Source organism: Pseudomonas sp. SK2 (assembly GCF_016772395.1).
Lineage (GTDB): Bacteria > Pseudomonadota > Gammaproteobacteria > Pseudomonadales > Pseudomonadaceae > Aquipseudomonas > Aquipseudomonas taiwanensis.
In genome coordinates this window covers 496,870-514,441 of record NZ_CP061944.1, presented here as the reverse complement: position 1 = coordinate 514,441, position 17,572 = coordinate 496,870, and the positions used below count along the sequence as shown (strand labels likewise).

Annotated in this window: 16 protein-coding genes; 3 read left to right on the top strand and 13 right to left on the bottom strand. The window is 62.3% G+C overall.

The genetic code is table 11. The annotated features are described in order from the left end of the window. Positions 1-16: 16 nt before the first annotated feature. From IF103_RS02255 to tkt, 13 genes are all read right to left on the bottom strand, one after another. Complete coding sequence (locus tag IF103_RS02255; protein ID WP_202675832.1) at positions 17-754, bottom strand: substrate-binding periplasmic protein; 738 nt, start codon at positions 752-754, stop codon at positions 17-19. A gap of 187 nt (positions 755-941) precedes the next feature. Next, positions 942-1,889: an ornithine cyclodeaminase family protein gene (locus tag IF103_RS02250; protein ID WP_023378393.1), complete on the bottom strand. Its 948-nt coding sequence runs from the start codon at positions 1,887-1,889 to the stop codon at positions 942-944. Then, positions 1,886-2,863, bottom strand: a complete 978-nt coding sequence (locus IF103_RS02245; protein ID WP_104882252.1) for a threonine/serine dehydratase — start codon at positions 2,861-2,863, stop codon at positions 1,886-1,888. The genes IF103_RS02250 and IF103_RS02245 overlap by 4 nt, the downstream gene beginning before the upstream one ends. Positions 2,864-2,978: 115 nt before the next feature. After that, positions 2,979-3,614, bottom strand: a complete 636-nt coding sequence (locus IF103_RS02240; RefSeq protein WP_027907947.1) for a helix-turn-helix transcriptional regulator — start codon at positions 3,612-3,614, stop codon at positions 2,979-2,981. A 74-nt stretch (positions 3,615-3,688) separates the two neighbouring features. Next, complete coding sequence (locus IF103_RS02235) at positions 3,689-3,985, bottom strand: winged helix-turn-helix domain-containing protein (RefSeq protein ID WP_023378388.1); 297 nt, start codon at positions 3,983-3,985, stop codon at positions 3,689-3,691. A 12-nt stretch (positions 3,986-3,997) separates the two neighbouring features. Then, the gene (locus tag IF103_RS02230) at positions 3,998-4,498 is read right to left on the bottom strand and encodes a M48 metallopeptidase family protein (protein WP_023378386.1); all 501 of its coding nucleotides are present in this window, start codon (positions 4,496-4,498) and stop codon (positions 3,998-4,000) included. A gap of 39 nt (positions 4,499-4,537) precedes the next feature. Beyond that, positions 4,538-6,658 (bottom strand): putative bifunctional diguanylate cyclase/phosphodiesterase, encoded by a 2,121-nt coding sequence (locus IF103_RS02225; RefSeq protein ID WP_023378384.1) that lies wholly within the window; start codon positions 6,656-6,658, stop codon positions 4,538-4,540. Between the two features lie 239 nt (positions 6,659-6,897). Beyond that, entirely contained in the window at positions 6,898-7,962 is a 1,065-nt protein-coding gene (gene fba / locus IF103_RS02220; protein WP_023378382.1) for a class II fructose-bisphosphate aldolase, read from the bottom strand. 100 nt (positions 7,963-8,062) lie between these two features. Then, positions 8,063-8,392 (bottom strand): MliC family protein, encoded by a 330-nt coding sequence (locus IF103_RS02215; protein ID WP_023378381.1) that lies wholly within the window; start codon positions 8,390-8,392, stop codon positions 8,063-8,065. Positions 8,393-8,491: 99 nt separating this feature from the next. Then, positions 8,492-8,743, bottom strand: coding sequence for a hypothetical protein (locus tag IF103_RS02210; RefSeq protein ID WP_104882256.1), 252 nt, complete (start codon positions 8,741-8,743; stop codon positions 8,492-8,494). Continuing rightward, complete coding sequence (locus IF103_RS02205; RefSeq protein ID WP_023378377.1) at positions 8,743-9,906, bottom strand: phosphoglycerate kinase; 1,164 nt, start codon at positions 9,904-9,906, stop codon at positions 8,743-8,745. The genes IF103_RS02210 and IF103_RS02205 overlap by 1 nt, the downstream gene beginning before the upstream one ends. 12 nt (positions 9,907-9,918) lie before the next feature. Next, on the bottom strand, positions 9,919-10,980 hold the full coding sequence (gene epd / locus IF103_RS02200; RefSeq protein ID WP_027907946.1) for an erythrose-4-phosphate dehydrogenase: 1,062 nt from the start codon (positions 10,978-10,980) through the stop codon (positions 9,919-9,921). A gap of 151 nt (positions 10,981-11,131) precedes the next feature. Further along, positions 11,132-13,129: a transketolase gene (gene tkt / locus IF103_RS02195; protein WP_023378375.1), complete on the bottom strand. Its 1,998-nt coding sequence runs from the start codon at positions 13,127-13,129 to the stop codon at positions 11,132-11,134. Between the two features lie 284 nt (positions 13,130-13,413). On the opposite strand from tkt, the gene IF103_RS02190 reads away from it, so the two are divergent. The 3 genes from IF103_RS02190 (at position 13,414) to ligB (ending at position 17,473) form a co-directional block, all read left to right on the top strand. Next, on the top strand, positions 13,414-14,409 hold the full coding sequence (locus IF103_RS02190) for an ArsR/SmtB family transcription factor (RefSeq protein ID WP_023378374.1): 996 nt from the start codon (positions 13,414-13,416) through the stop codon (positions 14,407-14,409). A 19-nt stretch (positions 14,410-14,428) separates the two neighbouring features. Then, positions 14,429-15,619 (top strand): methionine adenosyltransferase, encoded by a 1,191-nt coding sequence (gene metK, locus IF103_RS02185; RefSeq protein WP_023378373.1) that lies wholly within the window; start codon positions 14,429-14,431, stop codon positions 15,617-15,619. A gap of 144 nt (positions 15,620-15,763) precedes the next feature. Continuing rightward, the gene (ligB, locus tag IF103_RS02180; RefSeq protein WP_202675831.1) at positions 15,764-17,473 is read left to right on the top strand and encodes an NAD-dependent DNA ligase LigB; all 1,710 of its coding nucleotides are present in this window, start codon (positions 15,764-15,766) and stop codon (positions 17,471-17,473) included. Positions 17,474-17,572: the final 99 nt, after the last annotated feature.

Below are 17,572 nucleotides of genomic sequence, written 5' to 3'. Positions count from 1 at the left end.
GTTTCAGAGGGTGGGATCAGAAGCCGTACTGGTGCATGAGGCGGGCATAGCTGCCATCGGCTTTCATCGCTGCGATGGCGCGCTCGAAACGATCGACGATCTGCAGATGGTCGGGCCGCTTTAGGCTGACCAGAATGTGCAGGCTGTTCTCCCCCAGTGGTGGCTCGACCAACTCGACTTCATCGCGCACTTTCGAAGATTCACGCTGCAGGTTGTAGCGGGCAACGTACTCATCCTCCACCGCCAGCTGAACCCGTCCTGCGGCCAGCATGCGCAAGGCAGTGGAAAAGTTTCGTACAGTCACCTTGTTCAGACGGCTGTCGCCATCGAATTGCGGCGAATAGGCATAATCGCGTACCACGGCAATGCTGTAGGGATACAGATCCGACTGACGCTGGTAGCGCACGTTGCTTCCCTTACGCTGGAGCAGACGAATGCGGTTGGTCAGGTAGGCTTTGGAAAAGTGGCCAATCTGCGTCCGTGAGTCGGTGTACCACGCGTCGATCAGGACGTCATAGCGACCCTCCCCGACCCCCATCAGTGCCCGCGCCCAAGGCACCTCTTCCACTTCGCTGTCGTAGCCTGCGCGGGCGAACGCCGTGGTGACGATGCGGGTGGCTAATCCCCCCCCTGGCATGCCACTGTCGGTGAACGGAGGCCAGTTGTCGGCTACCAGCCGCAACTTCTCCTGGCCCACGGCAGGCATGGCCAGCAACACTCCCAGTAACCCCAGAACGCACAGCAGTGGCCGCATGCTCAAGTCCTTTTGTAGTAGAGGGCTCACGCTATTGAAGGCGGTCTTCGCAACTACAGGACTTGCAGGTTACACATCGGGAGAGGTAAGCGATAGCGGGCAATGATGTCAAATAGCCTCTATTTTGGTCTACGATATGCCGCCATGACTGGGCGTAATGTTCAGGCCTCATTGCGAGGCCTGATTCTCAGCCACGCAGCGACTCGAAGGCACAGCGCGCGATCTGCGCATCCTGAACCGCGACACCGGTCAGGTCCGCCACGGTCAATTGCCCCTCATCTTCGCGAGCGATGGCGTCACCGGCGAGCACAGTCCCGATTTCCACTAGCCTGGCCGGGCTCATCAAGCCAGCCTGCAAGGCGTGGGACACCTCGCCATATTGACTGCACTGGCGGATCGAGTCGACCACGATGCGGTCGGCACTGGCTACCAGCCTTGGATCGAGTTCTTGCTTGCCGGACGTGTCGGCGCCCAACGCAGTGATGTGCGTACCGGGCCGTATCCATTCACGTTGCAGCAAGGCCTCACGAGACGGGGTGGTGCAGACGATCAGGTTGGCCGCTTCGGCGACCGCCTTGGGCTCACGTTCCACCCGCACGTCGAACCCCAGTGCCTGGGCGTAATCCCGGTAGGCAGCCAGCCCCGCATCGCTGCGCCCCCACACACTCACCTCGCGGCACGTGGTAACGGGCATGAGTTGCGCCAGTTGCATTCGCGCCTGGGTTCCAGTCCCAAGAATCCCGATCGCCTCGACCTTCGCGGGTGCCATCCGCCGCGCGACGATCCGCCCGGCCAATGCTGTACGCATGCCGGTCAGCCAACCTTGGTCCGCCAGCAACGCCAGCGGCTGACCGGTTCGGGCACAGAGCACCAGCATCAAGCCGTCATTGCTCTCCAATCCTCGTGCAGGGTTGTCGTAGAAGCCGGTGGACACTTTGACGGTAAAGGTCTCGCTGCCTTCCACGTAGGCCGACTTGATGCAACAGTCACCATTGGACTGGGCAAAAACGAAGGTCTGGACCGGGGGTGCCTGGACCTTTCCCTGGGAATAGGCGATGAAACCCTCTTCGAGCCAACGCTCGGCCACGCCCAGGTCAAGATGTTGTTCGATGCGGTGCCTGTCGAAGACGTTCATGCGATCGCCTCCAGGTATTGCTCCAGTTGGATGTTGCGCCCGCACAGCACCACCGCGACATTCTTGCCTTGATAGTCTTTGGCCAATTGCTTCATGCCCGCCAGAGCGACCGCTGCCGCGCCTTCGATGATCCAGCGTTCATGGGAGGCGACATCGCGCATTGCGTCCTTGATTTCACGCTCGCTGACCAGCACGGTCCTGTCCAGCAGCCGCTGGCATAGGCCGAAAGTGATGCTGTCGGGTTCGACTCCGCCTGCGGTGCCGTCCGAGAGCGTGTCGGTTTCTTCGACCTCGATGATCCGTCCCGCTACCAGCGAGCGCTGCAGCGTCGGCGCATTGACCGGCCAGCAACCGATCACCTCCACCGACGGCTTGAGTTTATGCAGCGCGGCAGCGATGCCGGAAATCATCCCCCCGCCACCGACGGCAACGAACACTGCATCCAGGTCGAAATGCTGCTCCAGCAATTCCATGCCGATGGTGCCCTGCCCGGCGATGACCTCCAGATCGTTGTACGGCGAGACGAACGGCTTGCCTTGCTGCCTTGCCCGGCGTCCTGCCTCGAGCTCGACCTCAAGCGGGTCGCAATCCAGCAATTGGACATTGGCACCCAGCGCGCGCATGGCGTCGATCTTCACCGGCGATGCCTCGCTGCTGGCGTAGACCGTGACGGGCACCCCCAGCAACTGGCCAGCCAGCGCCAGGCCTTGGCCATGGTTGCCCGAGGACGCGGCGATTACCCCGAGGTGACGCTGCTGAGCATCCAACAGCCGCAGCTTGTTACTGGCCCCCCTGAATTTGAACGACCCCGTGCACTGCAAGTGCTCGCACTTCAGAAGAACGTTACAGCCGGTCAGCGCGGACAACCCAGCACTGGGGAGCAACGGGGTGACGGGTACCTGCGGGCGTAGCGCCTGATGAGCCTGGAAGATCGACAGAAACAGCGCGTCGAGTTCGGCATCGTTGATTTCCATGGACGGGTTCTCCGGGGTGAAAGGCGGCCACAGTGCCGCCACGAATAGAATATTCGTCCACCGTAGAATATTTATCTACAAACAGCAAGCATCGCCTGTCGCTGGAGACCTGCCTTCACGCTTCCCGCATGAGCTTCACATACTTGTAGACCGTCGCCCGCCCCATGCCCAGGACATTGGCCACGTAGTCATAGGCACTCTTGCCACGAAAAGCCCCTTGTCCATGCAGGGCCTGCACCAGCTCACGCTTGTGGTCACGGTCGAGGCTGCCGAGGCTCAACCCCTTGTCCGCGAGCCAGGCGTGCAGGAAGGTATTGATCCGCTCCTGCCAATCGTCGCGGAACAGTGCTTCTGGCTGTGGCAGCAAGCGGCTGGCCTGGAAGAACAGGTCCAGCGCCTGCTTGGCCTGCTCGAGCACCGAGATGTTGAAATTGATGCACAGCAGCGCTTCCGGCTGACCGGACTCATCGACCATCACGCTGCTGATGGAGCGGATCTTCTGGCCATTCCAATTGAGCTTTTCGTAGGGCCCCAGGGGCGCCGAGGGGTCCAGTTCGGCGGGCAGGTCATCCAGCGCCGAATCATCCCCCAGCTGGCGCTTGGAGATGTTGTTGGCGATATGCACCACGGTCTGGCTGCGCAAGTCGTGAACCACGACTTCGGCATGGGGGAACAGCAGGGTAGCAACGCCATCGGCCATGGCGGCGTAATTACTGAAACGAGGGGATAGAGCCTGCCGATTAGCGGACATCTGCAAATTCCTGGCGTATGGATGCGATCTGGAGGACGGCCTTGCGCTGTTCAAGGGGGCTCGCGCCACAGCGGTCAAGGGTACCCCAAGACTTCACGGATCTGCCGCAGGTGCTGGATGATCCACTGCTTGTCGATGGCCCCCCAGTCATGGATGCGGTAATGCCCGGCATGGTTGCGCGCACCTTCCTGTTGCTCGAACTCGCAGACGATATCCAGGTCGGCCAGCGCGGCAATGGTGTCTTGCGCCGTGCGCCGTGGCATACCGGTGGCCTCCATCAGCGCCGGTACGCTGGTGGCTGTCTGACTATCGATCAGCCAGGCCACATACAGACGACGATAGAAACTGCTCTTGGTCTTGCTCACATCCATGCCGCTTGGTCCTTAACAATTGCCCTGCAGCTCCCGATAGGTCAGGTAGACGCGCAGGTCGAATTCCAGTTGGTGATAGTCCGGCTCCATGTGCTGACAGAGCTGGTAGAACGCCTTGTTGTGCTCCCGCTCCCGCAGATGGGCCAGCTCATGCACCACGATCATGCGCAGGAACTGTGGCGCGGCCTCCTTGAACAGCGAGGCAATGCGGATTTCCTTCTTTGCCTTGAGCTTGCCGCCCTGGATCCTCGACACCGCCGTGTTCAGCCCCAACGCACGGTGGGTGAGGTCCAGACGATTATCGAACAACACCTTGTCCAGGCTCGGCGCACTGCGCAGGTACTGCTGACGCAAATCCTGGGCATAACCGTACAACGCCTTGTCGCTCTGAATGTCGTGACGTTCAGGGTAACGGCGTTGCAGGTAATCGCCCAGGCGGTTGCTGTCGATCATCTGGCGCACCTGCGCCTGCAGGTGCGGCGGGTAGGCTTGCAAGTAGCGTAATGCGGTCATGGCACAGGGTATGGCGGAACGAAGGGCGAGTTTAGCCAATCATAGCCTCGGCCAGGGGAAAATTGTCGGGAAGCGCCCGGCATCCGCTGCCGTCATCGGGTGGGCGACGATGAAACCCTGCACGTACGCACAACCGTTGGCTTTGAGCCAAGCTGCCTGGGCCGGGGTTTCAACGCCTTCGGCGATGACCGTGATGGCGTAGTCCGCGCACAAGGCGATCACGCTGCGCACCAGGGCTGCATCAACCGCGGAGTCCGGCAGTCGTGCAACCAGATGACGGTCGATCTTCAAGGTATCTATTGGCAGGTCGCGCAGCATGCGCAGCGAACAATCGCCTGCGCCAAAGTCGTCCAGGGCTACCCGAACACCCAGCTCACGCAAACGATTGACCTGCTTGACCGCCTCGTCGATGTTGTACATCAGCGAAGTCTCCGCGACCTCGACCTCCAACTGCGACGGGCTCAGCCCTTGTTCGTTGATTACCCGCTGCAGTTCGTCCACCAGGCTGGGCATGGAAAACTGTGCGCGACTGAGGCTGATACCCAGTACCACGTCCGGCGCGAAGTGTTCACGCCAGGCCCGGCGCTGGGACACGCCCTGACGATAGATCCAACTGGCCAGGCGGTTGATCAACCGGGCCTCTTCCAGCAATGGAATGAACAGCCCCGGCGGCACATCGCCGACACTAGGGTGCTGCCAGCGCAACAATGCCTCGAAACCACGCAGGTGACCGTCGGCGAAACTGACCTGGGGCTGATACACCAGGGTGAAGGCGCGTTCCTCGATGGCAGCGCGGACACCGTCTTCGAGCATCAGCCTCGAACGTGCTCGGCCGTTGAGCTCCTGATCATAGAAGCGGTATTGCTGACGTCCGGCTCGCTTGGCTGCATACATCGCCACATCGGCGGCCCGCAGCAGGCCTTCGACGCTGGCACCGCAGTCCGGGTACGTGGCGATCCCGATGCTGACCCCCAGGTTCAGGTCCAGATCATCTATATGCTGGCAGCTGGACATCCGCTCGAGCAGTCGCTCGGCAAAACGCCCGGCCTGTTCCGGATACGGTAGCCCGTCGAACAGCGCGGTGAATTCATCGCCCCCCATGCGTGCCAGCAGGGCTTCATTACCCAAGCAGTCCTTGAGCTGCTCGCCGACCCAACGCAGCACACGATCACCGGCGTCGTGACCCAGGGAGTCATTGATGCGCTTGAACCCGTCCAGATCCATGTACATGAGCGCCTGGCACTTGTCCGAGTGTTCGTTACGCATCAGCACCGCGTCGGCCGCCTGATAGAAGCCGCGACGATTGAGCAGGCCCGTGAGGGGGTCGGTCACGGCTTGATATTCGAGCTGCTGATGCAGGTTGCGCACCACCGACATGTCCAGCACCGTCACTACCATGGCCTGCTGCTCGGCGGGCAGTGGCGCGCACGACAGCGCCACCGGTACCAACTGACCGGTCTGGGTACGCAGCTGGGCGTCATGCACACGAAAAATCCGCCGTGCCAGGTAGGCCTGGTAGAACTCTGAATCGACCCACAGGCTGACATTGGGCAGTTGCACCAAGTCCAGTACGGACACGCCCTGCAATTGCTCGACCGGCGCCTGCAACAGCCGCGAGATAGCCGGGTTGGCAAAACTGATGATGCCTGTAGCATCCACCACTAGAATGCCCTCGGCGGCATTCTCCAGAATCGAGGCATTGAACGCCCTGGCAGCCTCCAGCTCCCGGGTCAGGCGCTGGAGCATGCGCCGGTTACTCTGCTGGTCGAGCAAAGCCTGGACCTTGGGCTTGAGTATCTGCGGGTCGAACGGCTTGAACATGTAGTCCACGGCGCCGCTGGCGTACCCCTTGAGCACGGCTTCGTCGGACTGCTCGTTGGCCGTCAGGAAAATGATCGGCGTCAGCCGCGTGCGCTGACTGCCGCGCATCAGGCGGGCGACTTCGAAGCCGTCCATTTCCGGCATCTGAACGTCCAGCAGCACCAAATCGACATCGTGCTCGAGCAACGCGCTAAGGGCTTCCATCCCCGAGCTCGCCGTCAACACCTGCCAATCCTTGCGGGCCAAGAGCGCCCGCATGCTGATGAGGTTTTCCGGGTAGTCGTCTACAACCAGTAAAACCGAGTTGCCATCCGGCAATTGAGTATGAGCGCCATCCATGCTGCTTCTCTTGTAAGACTGCCTTCGAATCCAATTGGATCCGATTATGAACTCTAGCCTTGATGACCAAACGCGCAATGCAAGGAATGGCTAAGCGCCATCAACTAGGACGGTAGCCGACTAACGGTCAACCCGCCACCAGCAAAAAGTCGAGCAAGGCCTGGGAAGCCGGTCAAGCCTTGCACAAACAAAAAGCCCGCATATCGAATGCGGGCTTTTCGGGTTACGCAGCAGCCGGATCAGTTGACCTTGGCGGCCAGCTCACCCTTGGCATAACGTTGGAACATGCCTTCCAGGGAGATCGGTTTGATCTTCGAGGCATTGCCCGCAGTGCCGAAGGCTTCGTAACGGGCGATGCACACGTCACGCATGGCCTTCACGGTTTCGGCGAAGAACTTGCGTGGGTCGAACTCGCTCGGGTGCTGAGCCATGTAGCGACGGATGGCACCCGTGGAAGCCAGGCGCAGGTCGGTGTCGATGTTGACCTTGCGTACACCGTACTTGATGCCTTCGACGATTTCTTCGACCGGCACGCCGTAGGTTTCCTTGATGTCACCGCCGTACTCGTTGATCACTTTCAGCCACTCCTGAGGTACCGAGGAGGAGCCGTGCATCACCAGGTGGGTGTTCGGGATGCGCTTGTGGATTTCCTTGATGCGGTCGATGGCCAGGATGTCGCCGGTTGGCGGCTTGGTGAACTTGTAGGCACCGTGGCTGGTACCGATGGCGATGGCCAGGGCATCGACCTGGGTCTTCTTGACGAAGTCAGCGGCTTCTTCCGGGTCGGTCAGCATCTGGCTGTGGTCCAGGATGCCTTCGGCGCCCACACCGTCCTCTTCACCGGCCTGGCCGGTTTCCAGGCTGCCCAGGCAACCCAGCTCGCCTTCTACCGATACACCGCAGGCGTGGGCGAATGCCACGGTCTGCTGGGTGACGCGAACGTTGTACTCGTAGTCGGACGGAGTCTTGCCGTCTTCCTTGAGCGAACCGTCCATCATGACCGAACTGAAGCCCAGCTGGATGGAGCGCTGGCAGACGTCAGGGCTGGTGCCGTGGTCCTGGTGCATGCACACCGGAATGTGCGGGAATTCTTCGATGGCCGCCAGGATCAGGTGGCGCAGGAAAGGGGCACCGGCATATTTGCGGGCGCCGGCCGAGGCCTGGACGATCACCGGGGAGTCGGTCTTGTCGGCCGCTTCCATGATGGCGCGCATCTGCTCGAGGTTGTTGACGTTGAAAGCCGGAACGCCGTAACCGAACTCGGCGGCGTGGTCCAGCATCTGGCGCATGCTAATGAGTGCCATTGTGTATCTCTCTCCCGACAAGCGTCGTTTGTTTCGTGCAAGCCTGCCGCAGGGGCGGTTGCTGTTCAAGTAGTGTGGGCCGCCAGCGCGGCCCGGCCAGTCACGGTGCCTTGCAGCCCCGCCCAATCAGATCGTTCGTCGCCACCCAGTACACCAGGCCTTCTTCGCCCTTGGTGTGGAAGGCCAGCACGCCATCGCTGTACAGCGCGCCGGAAGCACCCGGTTCGGACTTGAGCCGGTAGACCTGGTCACCGCCGCCAAGGCGTACGTCGACTTCATCCCGTTTCGCATCAGCGAAACGCCACAGGACTTCGGTCTGGGTGTCGCAGACCCAACGGGTCCAGTTGTCCGTCGGCGCGGGCTGCGCCGGTTGCAGCAGTGAGCATCCTGCCAGTGTCGCCAGGGCCATCGAGGCCAGCAGCGCTTTCATCAAATTACTCCGCTTGAAGCTGCATTGCAGCCCATCGCCGGCAAGCCGGCTCCTCATCACGCAGACCACGAAATACCCGTCAGGTTGCCTGCCACCCGATCAAGGGCAGCCGGGCGCTTTGCGCTGATGCTCGTCGTCGTACTTTTCCAGGCCGGTCGGCCCCAGGCGCTTGTTGATCACCGGCACGGTCTCGGCCTGCCATTCAGACTGGTAGCAACCGCCTTTGGGCGGTTGCGGGCCTTCGGCATCCGAGGACGGGCTGCTGGAGCATGCGCCCAGCAGTCCGGCAAGGATCATCACAGGCAATTGCTTGACCATCCGGTCGCTCCCTTTGCCAGGCGCCTTCTCTATCAGGCCTTGGCCCGTTCTTCCAGGATTGCCACGGCAGGCAGGACCTTGCCCTCGACGAATTCGAGGAACGCACCGCCACCGGTAGAAATGTAGGAGATATCGGCGCCAACGCCATATTTGTCGATGGCCGCCAGGGTGTCACCGCCACCTGCGATGGAGAAGGCGGCGCTGTCGGCGATGGCCTTGGCCAGTACCTTGGTGCCGTTACCGAACTGGTCGAACTCGAACACGCCAACCGGGCCGTTCCACAGGATGGTCTTGGACGACTTCAGTAGCTCGGCGAAGTTGGCAGCGGTCTGTGGGCCGATATCCAGGATCATGTCGTCGGCAGCCACGTCGGCGATGGCCTTGACGGTGGCTTCAGCGCTCTCGGCGAACGCCTTGGCAACCACCACGTCCACGGGCAGCGGAACGCTGACCTTGGCGGCGATGGCCTTGGCGGTATCGACCAGGTCCGGCTCGTAAAGCGACTTGCCAACCGGGTGACCTGCGGCAGCGAGGAAGGTGTTGGCGATGCCGCCACCGACGATCAGTTGGTCGCAGACCGCGCTGAGGCTGTTCAGCACGTCCAGCTTGGTGGACACCTTGGAGCCGGCAACGATGGCCGCCATCGGTTTGGCCGGGGCCTTCAGGGCCTTGCCCAGGGCATCCAGCTCGGCAGCCAGCAGCGGGCCGGCAGCGGCGACCTTGGCGAACTTGGCGACACCGTGGGTCGAGCCTTCGGCGCGGTGGGCAGTCCCGAAGGCGTCCATGACAAACACATCGCACAGGGCGGCGTACTTCTGCGCCAGCTCGTCGGCGTTCTTCTTCTCGCCCTTGTTGAAGCGTACGTTCTCGAACAGCACCAGATCACCCGCCTTGACCTCGACGCCGTCCAGGTAGTCGGCCACCAGCGGCACTTCGCGGCCCAGCGCCTTGCTCAGGTAGTCGGCAACTGGCTTGAGGCTGTTCTCGGCAGAGAACTCACCCTCGGTCGGGCGGCCCAGGTGCGAGCAAACCATTACCGCCGCGCCCTTTTCCAGGGCCAGCTTGATGGTCGGCAGCGCTGCCAGGATACGCGCGTCGCTGGCTACCACACCGTCCTTCACAGGGACGTTGAGGTCTTCGCGGATCAAAACGCGCTTACCTTGCAGGTCGAGGTCGGTCATCTTCAACACGGTCATGAATGCAGTCCTTCAGGGCTGTTTGGTGCGGGTTGGGTGTACGACGTGCAGAAAATGTTCGGCTACGTCGAGCATACGGTTGGCGAACCCCCATTCGTTGTCGAACCATGCCAGCAGGTTGACCAGGCGTGGGCCTGAAACACGGGTCTGGCTGGCATCGACGATGGCCGAATGCGGGTCATGGTTAAAGTCACAGCTGGCATGCGGCAGCTCGGTATAGGCCAGCAAGCCTTTCAGCGGGCCATCCAGCGCCGCCTCTCGCAGCACCCGGTTGACCTCGGCCGCGCTGGTGTCGCGGGCGGTCTGCAGGGTGATGTCCAGGCACGACACGTTCACGGTCGGCACGCGTACCGCTTTGGCCTGAATTCGTCCGGCAAGTTCCGGAAGCAGGCGTTCGATACCACGAGCAAGACCGGTGGACACCGGTATCACCGACTGGAAGGCAGAGCGCGTGCGGCGCAGGTCTTCGTGGTGATAGGCGTCGATCACTGGCTGGTCGTTCATCGCCGAGTGAATGGTGGTGATCTGCACGTACTCGATGCCGAAAGCCTGGTCCAGCACCCGCAGCAGCGGCACGCCGCAGTTGGTGGTGCAGGAGGCGTTGGACACCAGGCGTTCATTGCCGCTCAGGCAGTCTTGGTTGATGCCATAGACCACCGTGGCATCCACGTCCGCCTCGCTGGCCATCGGTTGAGAGAACAATACCCGTGGCGCGCCGGCATCCAGGAAACGCTGGCCATCGGCACGGGTGTGGTAGGCGCCGGAGCACTCCAGCACCAGGTCGATGCCCAGTGCCGCCCAGTCGACGCCTTCCGGCGTGGCGCTGCGCATTACCTTCACGCAGTCGCCATTGATATGCAGACAGTCGCCATCGACCTTCACCTCGCCGGGGAAGCGCCCGTGGGTGGAGTCGAAACGAGTCAGGTATTCGACGCTGGCCTGGTCGGCCAGGTCATTGAGCGCAACGATCTCGAAACCGGCCGTTGCCCCACGTTCGAACAGTGCGCGCAGGACACAGCGGCCGATGCGGCCGTAACCGTTGAGTGCAACTTTGTAGGGACGCAGGTGGGACATTCGTTGGCTCGCTAACGCATGATGGCGGTTGGGGCCGCGTTGCGGCCCATCGCGACGCAAGGCCGCTCCCACAGGGACCGCACGTGCAGTAACCTTGTGGGAGCGGCCTTGTGTCGCGAAACGAGGGCTAAGCCCTCGCCTTACGCCTGTATCAGTCTTCCAGCAGCTCTTCGGCGGTACCCAGGATGTTGTCCAGGGTGAAGCCGAACTCTTCGAACAGCGCGCTGGCCGGAGCCGACTCGCCGTAGGTGGTCATGCCGATGATACGACCTTCCAGGCCGACGTACTTGTACCAGAAGTCAGCATGGGCGGCTTCGATGGCGATACGCGCACCGACTTCGACCGGCAGCACGGACTGCTTGTAAGCCGCGTCCTGGGCATCGAACACGCTGGTGCACGGCATCGAGACGACGCGAACCTTGCGGCCTTGCTCGGTGAGCTTGGCGTGTGCCTGGGTGGCCAGGCCGACTTCCGAACCGGTAGCGATCAGGATCAGTTCAGGCTCGCCGGCGCAGTCCTTCAGCACGTAGCCGCCACGGGCGATGTTGGCGATCTGGTCGGCGTCGCGGTCCTGATGCTGCAGGTTCTGACGCGAGAAGATCAGCGCCGATGGGCCATCCTTGCGCTCCAGGGCAGCTTTCCAGGACACGGCGGATTCGACCGCGTCGGCCGGGCGCCAGGTGTCGAGGTTCGGGGTGCTGCGCAGGCTGGTCAGTTGTTCGATCGGCTGGTGGGTCGGGCCGTCTTCGCCCAGACCGATGGAGTCGTGGGTATAGACGTGGATGACGCGCTGCTTCATCAGTGCCGACATGCGCACGGCGTTGCGGGCGTATTCCATGAACATCAGGAAGGTCGCGCCGTAAGGTACCAGGCCGCCGTGCAGGGCAACGCCGTTCATGATGGCGGTCATGCCGAATTCGCGCACACCGTAGAACACGTAGTTGCCGCTGGCATCGTTGGCTTCGACGCCCTTGCAACCTTTCCACAGGGTCAGGTTGGAGCCGGCCAGGTCGGCCGAACCGCCCAGGAACTCCGGCAGCAGCGGGCCGAATGCGTTCAGGGCATTCTGGCTGGCTTTACGGCTGGCGATGGTTTCGCCCTTGGCAGCCACTTCGTTGATGTAGGCCTGGGCTTTCTCGGAGAAGTCAGCCGGCAGCTCACCGCTCTCGCGGCGCTTGAACTCGGCCGCCAGTTCCGGGTAGGCCTTGGCGTAGGCGTCGAAACGCTGGTTCCAGTCGGCTTCTGCCTTGGCGCCAGCGGCCTTGGCATCCCACTCGGCATAGATGTCGGCAGGGATTTCGAAGGGGCCGTGGTTCCAATTCAGTTCCTTGCGGGCCAGGGCGATCTCATCGTTGCCCAGCGGGGCACCGTGGCAATCCTCTTTACCCTGCTTGTTCGGCGAGCCGAAGCCGATGATGGTCTTGCAGCAGATCAGGGTCGGACGGTCGCTCTTGCGAGCGGTCTCGATGGCCGTCTTGATTTCGTCGGCGTCATGGCCGTCGACGTTGCGGATCACCTGCCAGTTGTACGCTTCGAAACGTGCCGGGGTATTGTCGGTGAACCAGCCGTGCACTTCGCCGTCGATGGAAATGCCGTTGTCGTCATAGAAGGCGATCAGCTTGTTCAGGCCCAGGGTGCCGGCCAGCGAGGCGACTTCATGGGAAATACCTTCCATCATGCAGCCATCGCCCAGGAACACGTAGGTGTGGTGGTCTACGATGTTGTGGCCTTCACGGTTGAACTGGGCTGCCAGGACCTTTTCGGCCAGGGCGAAGCCCACGGCGTTGGCGATACCTTGGCCGAGTGGGCCAGTGGTGGTCTCGACGCCTGGGGTGTAGCCATATTCGGGGTGGCCCGGGGTGCGGCTGTGCAACTGGCGGAAGCCTTTGAGGTCATCGATGGTGACGTCGTAGCCGGTCAGGTGCAGCAGCGAGTAGATCAGCATCGAGCCGTGGCCGTTGGACAGCACGAAGCGGTCGCGGTCGGCGAATTTCGGGTTGCTCGGGTTGTGCTTCAGGTAATCGCGCCAAAGCACTTCGGCGATATCCGCCATGCCCATGGGGGCACCTGGGTGGCCGCTGTTGGCCTTTTGCACGGCATCCATGCTGAGGGCACGAATGGCGTTGGCACGCTCACGACGGCTGGGCATCGCTAATCTCCTGGGGCTTGAATAGGTAGTGAAACGAAAAAAGGCGGCCATTTTCGCCCACAGGCGGGCTCGGGGGCAATGACGGATGGTCGCAGTCGGGCATTTTTCCTGTGATTGGCCTCCAATTCGGGGGAAACACAGGGAGCGGCGGTGGATTGATCACGGGTAAACCCGCTTGCGCAGGCTCACGTGGTGCTGGGTGCGTGCTCCGCTCATCACCCAATATCAAAACTTTTTGATATTGCTATTGCGGGGGTAGCCCTGCCTGTCTAGACTGCCGCGTCATGAACCTACGTGCGCAGCCCATTTCCATTCAGCGAAGCGACACCCTGGCCGCCCTGTGCAAGGCCAGTGGCGACGCGCTGCGCCTGAATGTCCTGCGCGCACTGGCCAGCGACTCGTTCGGGGTGCTGGAGCTGGCACAGATTTTCGACATCGGCCAGTCGGGCATGAGCCATCACCTGAAAGTGCTGGCCCAGGCTGAACTGGTGGCCACCCGTCGCGAAGGCAATGCCATTTTCTACCGCCGCGCCTTGCCCGACGGCCTTCGCCCAGGCGGCCGGCTGCATGCGGCGCTGCTCGAAGAAGTCGACGACCTGGCCCTGCCAGAAGACGTGCTGGCCCGAATCGCGCAGGTGCAACAACGCCGCGCCGCCACCAGCCAGGACTTCTTCCTGCGGGTGGAAGAAAAATTCCGCGCCCAGCAAGACCTGATCGCGGGGCTGCCCCAGTACCGCGAAAGCCTGTTGGCACTGCTGGACAATCTCAGTTTCACGCCCACGGCCACGGCCCTGGAAGTCGGCCCAGGGGACGGCGGTTTCCTGCCAGACCTGGCCCAGCGCTTCACTCAGGTCACCGCCATGGACAACAGCCCGACCATGCTCGAGCTGGCCCGCCAGGTCTGCGAACGCCAAGGCCTGGGTAATGTAAATCTGCAGTTGGCCGATGCACTGGGTGCAACGGATGTGGAAGCCGACTGCGTTGTGCTGAACATGGTCCTGCACCATTTCAGCGACCCGGCCCAGGCCTTGTGCCAGTTGGCCAAACGGGTGAAGGCCGGCGGCAGCCTGCTGGTCACCGAGCTGTGCAGCCATGACCAGAGTTGGGCGCGGGAAGCCTGCGGCGACCTCTGGCTAGGTTTCGAGCAGGACGACCTGGCCCGCTGGGCCCATGCTGCCGGGCTGACACCCGGGGACAGCCTCTATGTAGGCTTGCGTAACGGTTTCCAGATTCAGGTCCGACATTTCCAGCGGACGGCTGGCGACACTCACCATCGGTAAATTTTAGGAACCCGTCGAGATGAGCGAATATTCCCTTTTCACCTCCGAGTCCGTGTCCGAAGGGCATCCGGACAAGATCGCCGACCAGATTTCCGACGCGGTCCTGGACGCCATCATCGCCCAGGACAAGTACGCTCGCGTAGCCTGTGAAACCCTGGTCAAGACCGGTGTCGCCATCATCGCCGGCGAAGTCACCACGTCTGCCTGGGTCGACCTGGAAGACCTGGTGCGCAAAGTCATCATCGACATCGGCTACAACAGCTCCGACGTCGGCTTCGACGGCGCCACCTGCGCCGTGATGAACATCATCGGCAAGCAGTCGGTGGACATCGCCCAAGGCGTTGACCGCTCCAAGCCTGAAGACCAGGGCGCTGGCGACCAGGGCCTGATGTTCGGCTATGCCAGCAACGAAACCGAAGTACTGATGCCGGCACCGATCTGCTTCTCGCACCGTCTGGTCGAGCGCCAGGCTGAAGCGCGCAAGTCCGGCCTGCTGCCATGGCTCCGCCCGGACGCCAAGTCGCAGGTCACCTGCCGCTACGAGAACGGCAAGGTAGTCGGCATCGACGCCGTGGTGCTGTCGACCCAACACAACCCTGAGGTTTCGCAGAAAGACCTGCAGGAAGCGGTGATGGAGCTGATCGTCAAGCACACCCTGCCGGCCGAGCTGCTGCACAAAGGCACCCAGTACCACATCAACCCGACCGGTAACTTCATCATCGGTGGCCCGGTGGGCGACTGCGGCCTGACCGGTCGCAAGATCATCGTCGACTCCTACGGCGGCATGGCCCGTCACGGTGGTGGCGCGTTCTCCGGCAAGGACCCGTCCAAGGTCGACCGCTCCGCCGCCTATGCTGGCCGCTACGTGGCCAAGAACATCGTTGCCGCCGGCCTGGCCGAGCGCTGCGAGATCCAGGTGTCCTATGCCATCGGCGTAGCCCAGCCAACCTCCATCTCGATCAACACCTTCGGTACCGGCAAGGTCTCCGACGACAAGATCATCCAGCTGGTGCGCGAGTGCTTCGACCTGCGTCCATACGCGATCACCAAGATGCTCGACCTGCTGCACCCGATGTACCAGGAAACCGCCGCCTACGGTCACTTCGGCCGTACCCCGCAGCAGAAGACTGTCGGCGACGACACCTTCACCACCTTCACCTGGGAGCGTACCGACCGCGCCCAGTCGCTGCGTGACGCTGCCGGGCTGTAATTTTCCTACAGCGGTGAAATGAAAGCCCCTGCCGAGTGATCGGCAGGGGCTTTTTCATGACATATGCACTGACAACTGTTCACCGCAGCGGACCCCGTACTTGCCTAGGCTGAGGGCTCCACCCGCCATGCAAGGATGCTGGCCATGCCACTCAAACGCTTGCTGCTCTCGCTGTTGCTGTTCCAAGCCTGCGGGGCCTTCGCCGCGCCATGCCATGACTGGCCACTCTCACAAGCCAAGGCCGAAATCGCCCAGCTACGCGCCACCCTGGCCGGCTGGGATGACCATTACCATCGCCTGGGCAAGGCCGAAGTCGCTGACGACATCTACGACCAGAGCCGCCTGCGCCTGAAACACCTGGAAACCTGCTTCGGTCTCGCCGGTCACGCAAATCCCCTGGCAAGTGCACGAGGGCCGATCCCGCACCCGGTCCCCCACACCGGCGTCGACAAGTTGAGCGACAACACCGAGGCCGAACGCTGGCTGACTGGGAAGACGGACGTTTGGGTGCAACCCAAGGTCGACGGGGTCGCCGTCTCGCTGGTCTACCGGCAAGGTCGACTGGTCCGTCTGCTGAGCCGGGGCGATGGCATCCACGGCCATGACTGGAGCCGCCACATCCCTCATCTGGGGTCGATCACCCGGCAGCTACCCCAAACCATCGACCTGGTGCTGCAGGGAGAGCTGTACCACCGCCTCGAAGAGCACGTTCAGGCCAAGGCCGGTGGCATGAATGCCCGAGGGACCGTCGCAGGGCTGCTGGCGCGTCAGCAGCTTTCACCCGAACAAGGCGCCAGCATCGGATTGTTCGTGTGGGACTGGCCTCATGGGCCGTCCACCCAGGTCGAACGCATGGCGCAGTTGGCTGCGCTGGGGTTTCCGGACAGCCAACGCTTCAGCAAGGCTATCGTTCAAGCGAGCGATGCCGCCCACTGGAGGCAACACTGGTACCGCACCCCTCTGCCCTTCGCTACCGACGGCATCATTCTGCGCCAGGACAACCGACCGCCCGCCGAGCGCTGGCAAGCCAAGGCGCCATACTGGATCGCCGCATGGAAGTACCCCTACTCGCAAGCGCTGGCCTCGGTTCGCGAAGTACGCTTTCGTGTCGGGCGCACGGGCAAGGTCACTCCTGTGCTGCAACTGCAGCCCATACGCCTGGATGACCGGATGATCAGCCAGGTAAGTCTGGGCTCACTGGCTCGCTGGCAGGCACTCGACGTACGCCCGGGAGACCAGGTAGCGATCAGCCTGGCAGGACTGACCATTCCACGCTTCGAGCAGGTGGTGCACCGCGCCCTGGCGCGGCAACCCGTGGCATCCCCCACGCCCGATCGGTATCACACCAGAAGCTGCTGGCAAGCAAGCCACGATTGCGAGGAGCAATTCATCGCCAGGCTCACCTGGCTCAGTGGCAAGCATGGGCTGGCCATGCCTGGTGTAGGCCCCGGCACCTGGCGCCGCCTGGTCCAGGGCGGCAAGGTACGCACTTTGACGGATTGGCTGACGCTGGATTCGGAGCAATTGACCGAAGTTCCGGGCATCAGCCATGCCAGCGCCCGCCAGCTCAAGCACAGCTTCGAAGCTGGCCGATCACGCCCCTTTGCCCATTGGCTGCGCGGCCTCGGCATACCCGCACCGGGCAACCTGGCACTTGATGGCGATTGGGAAACGCTGGCGGGTAGGTCCGCCAGGGACTGGCAAGCCTTGCCAGGCATCGGTGACACCCGATCGAAGCAGCTCGCCGCCTTTTTCGTGGACGATGAACTGCAAACCATAGCCGCTCGACTGAGCGCGGCGGGTATTCGCGGTTTCATGATCGGTGACGGGTCCGCTCAACAAAGAACCCCCTAAAAACATGTAGGAAAAATCTTTGTCTGGGCTAGAAAAACCAACAAGGGTTTATAAATCCGCAAAACCAAGGCAGGATTTCCCCCAACTTTTGCTGCCCCG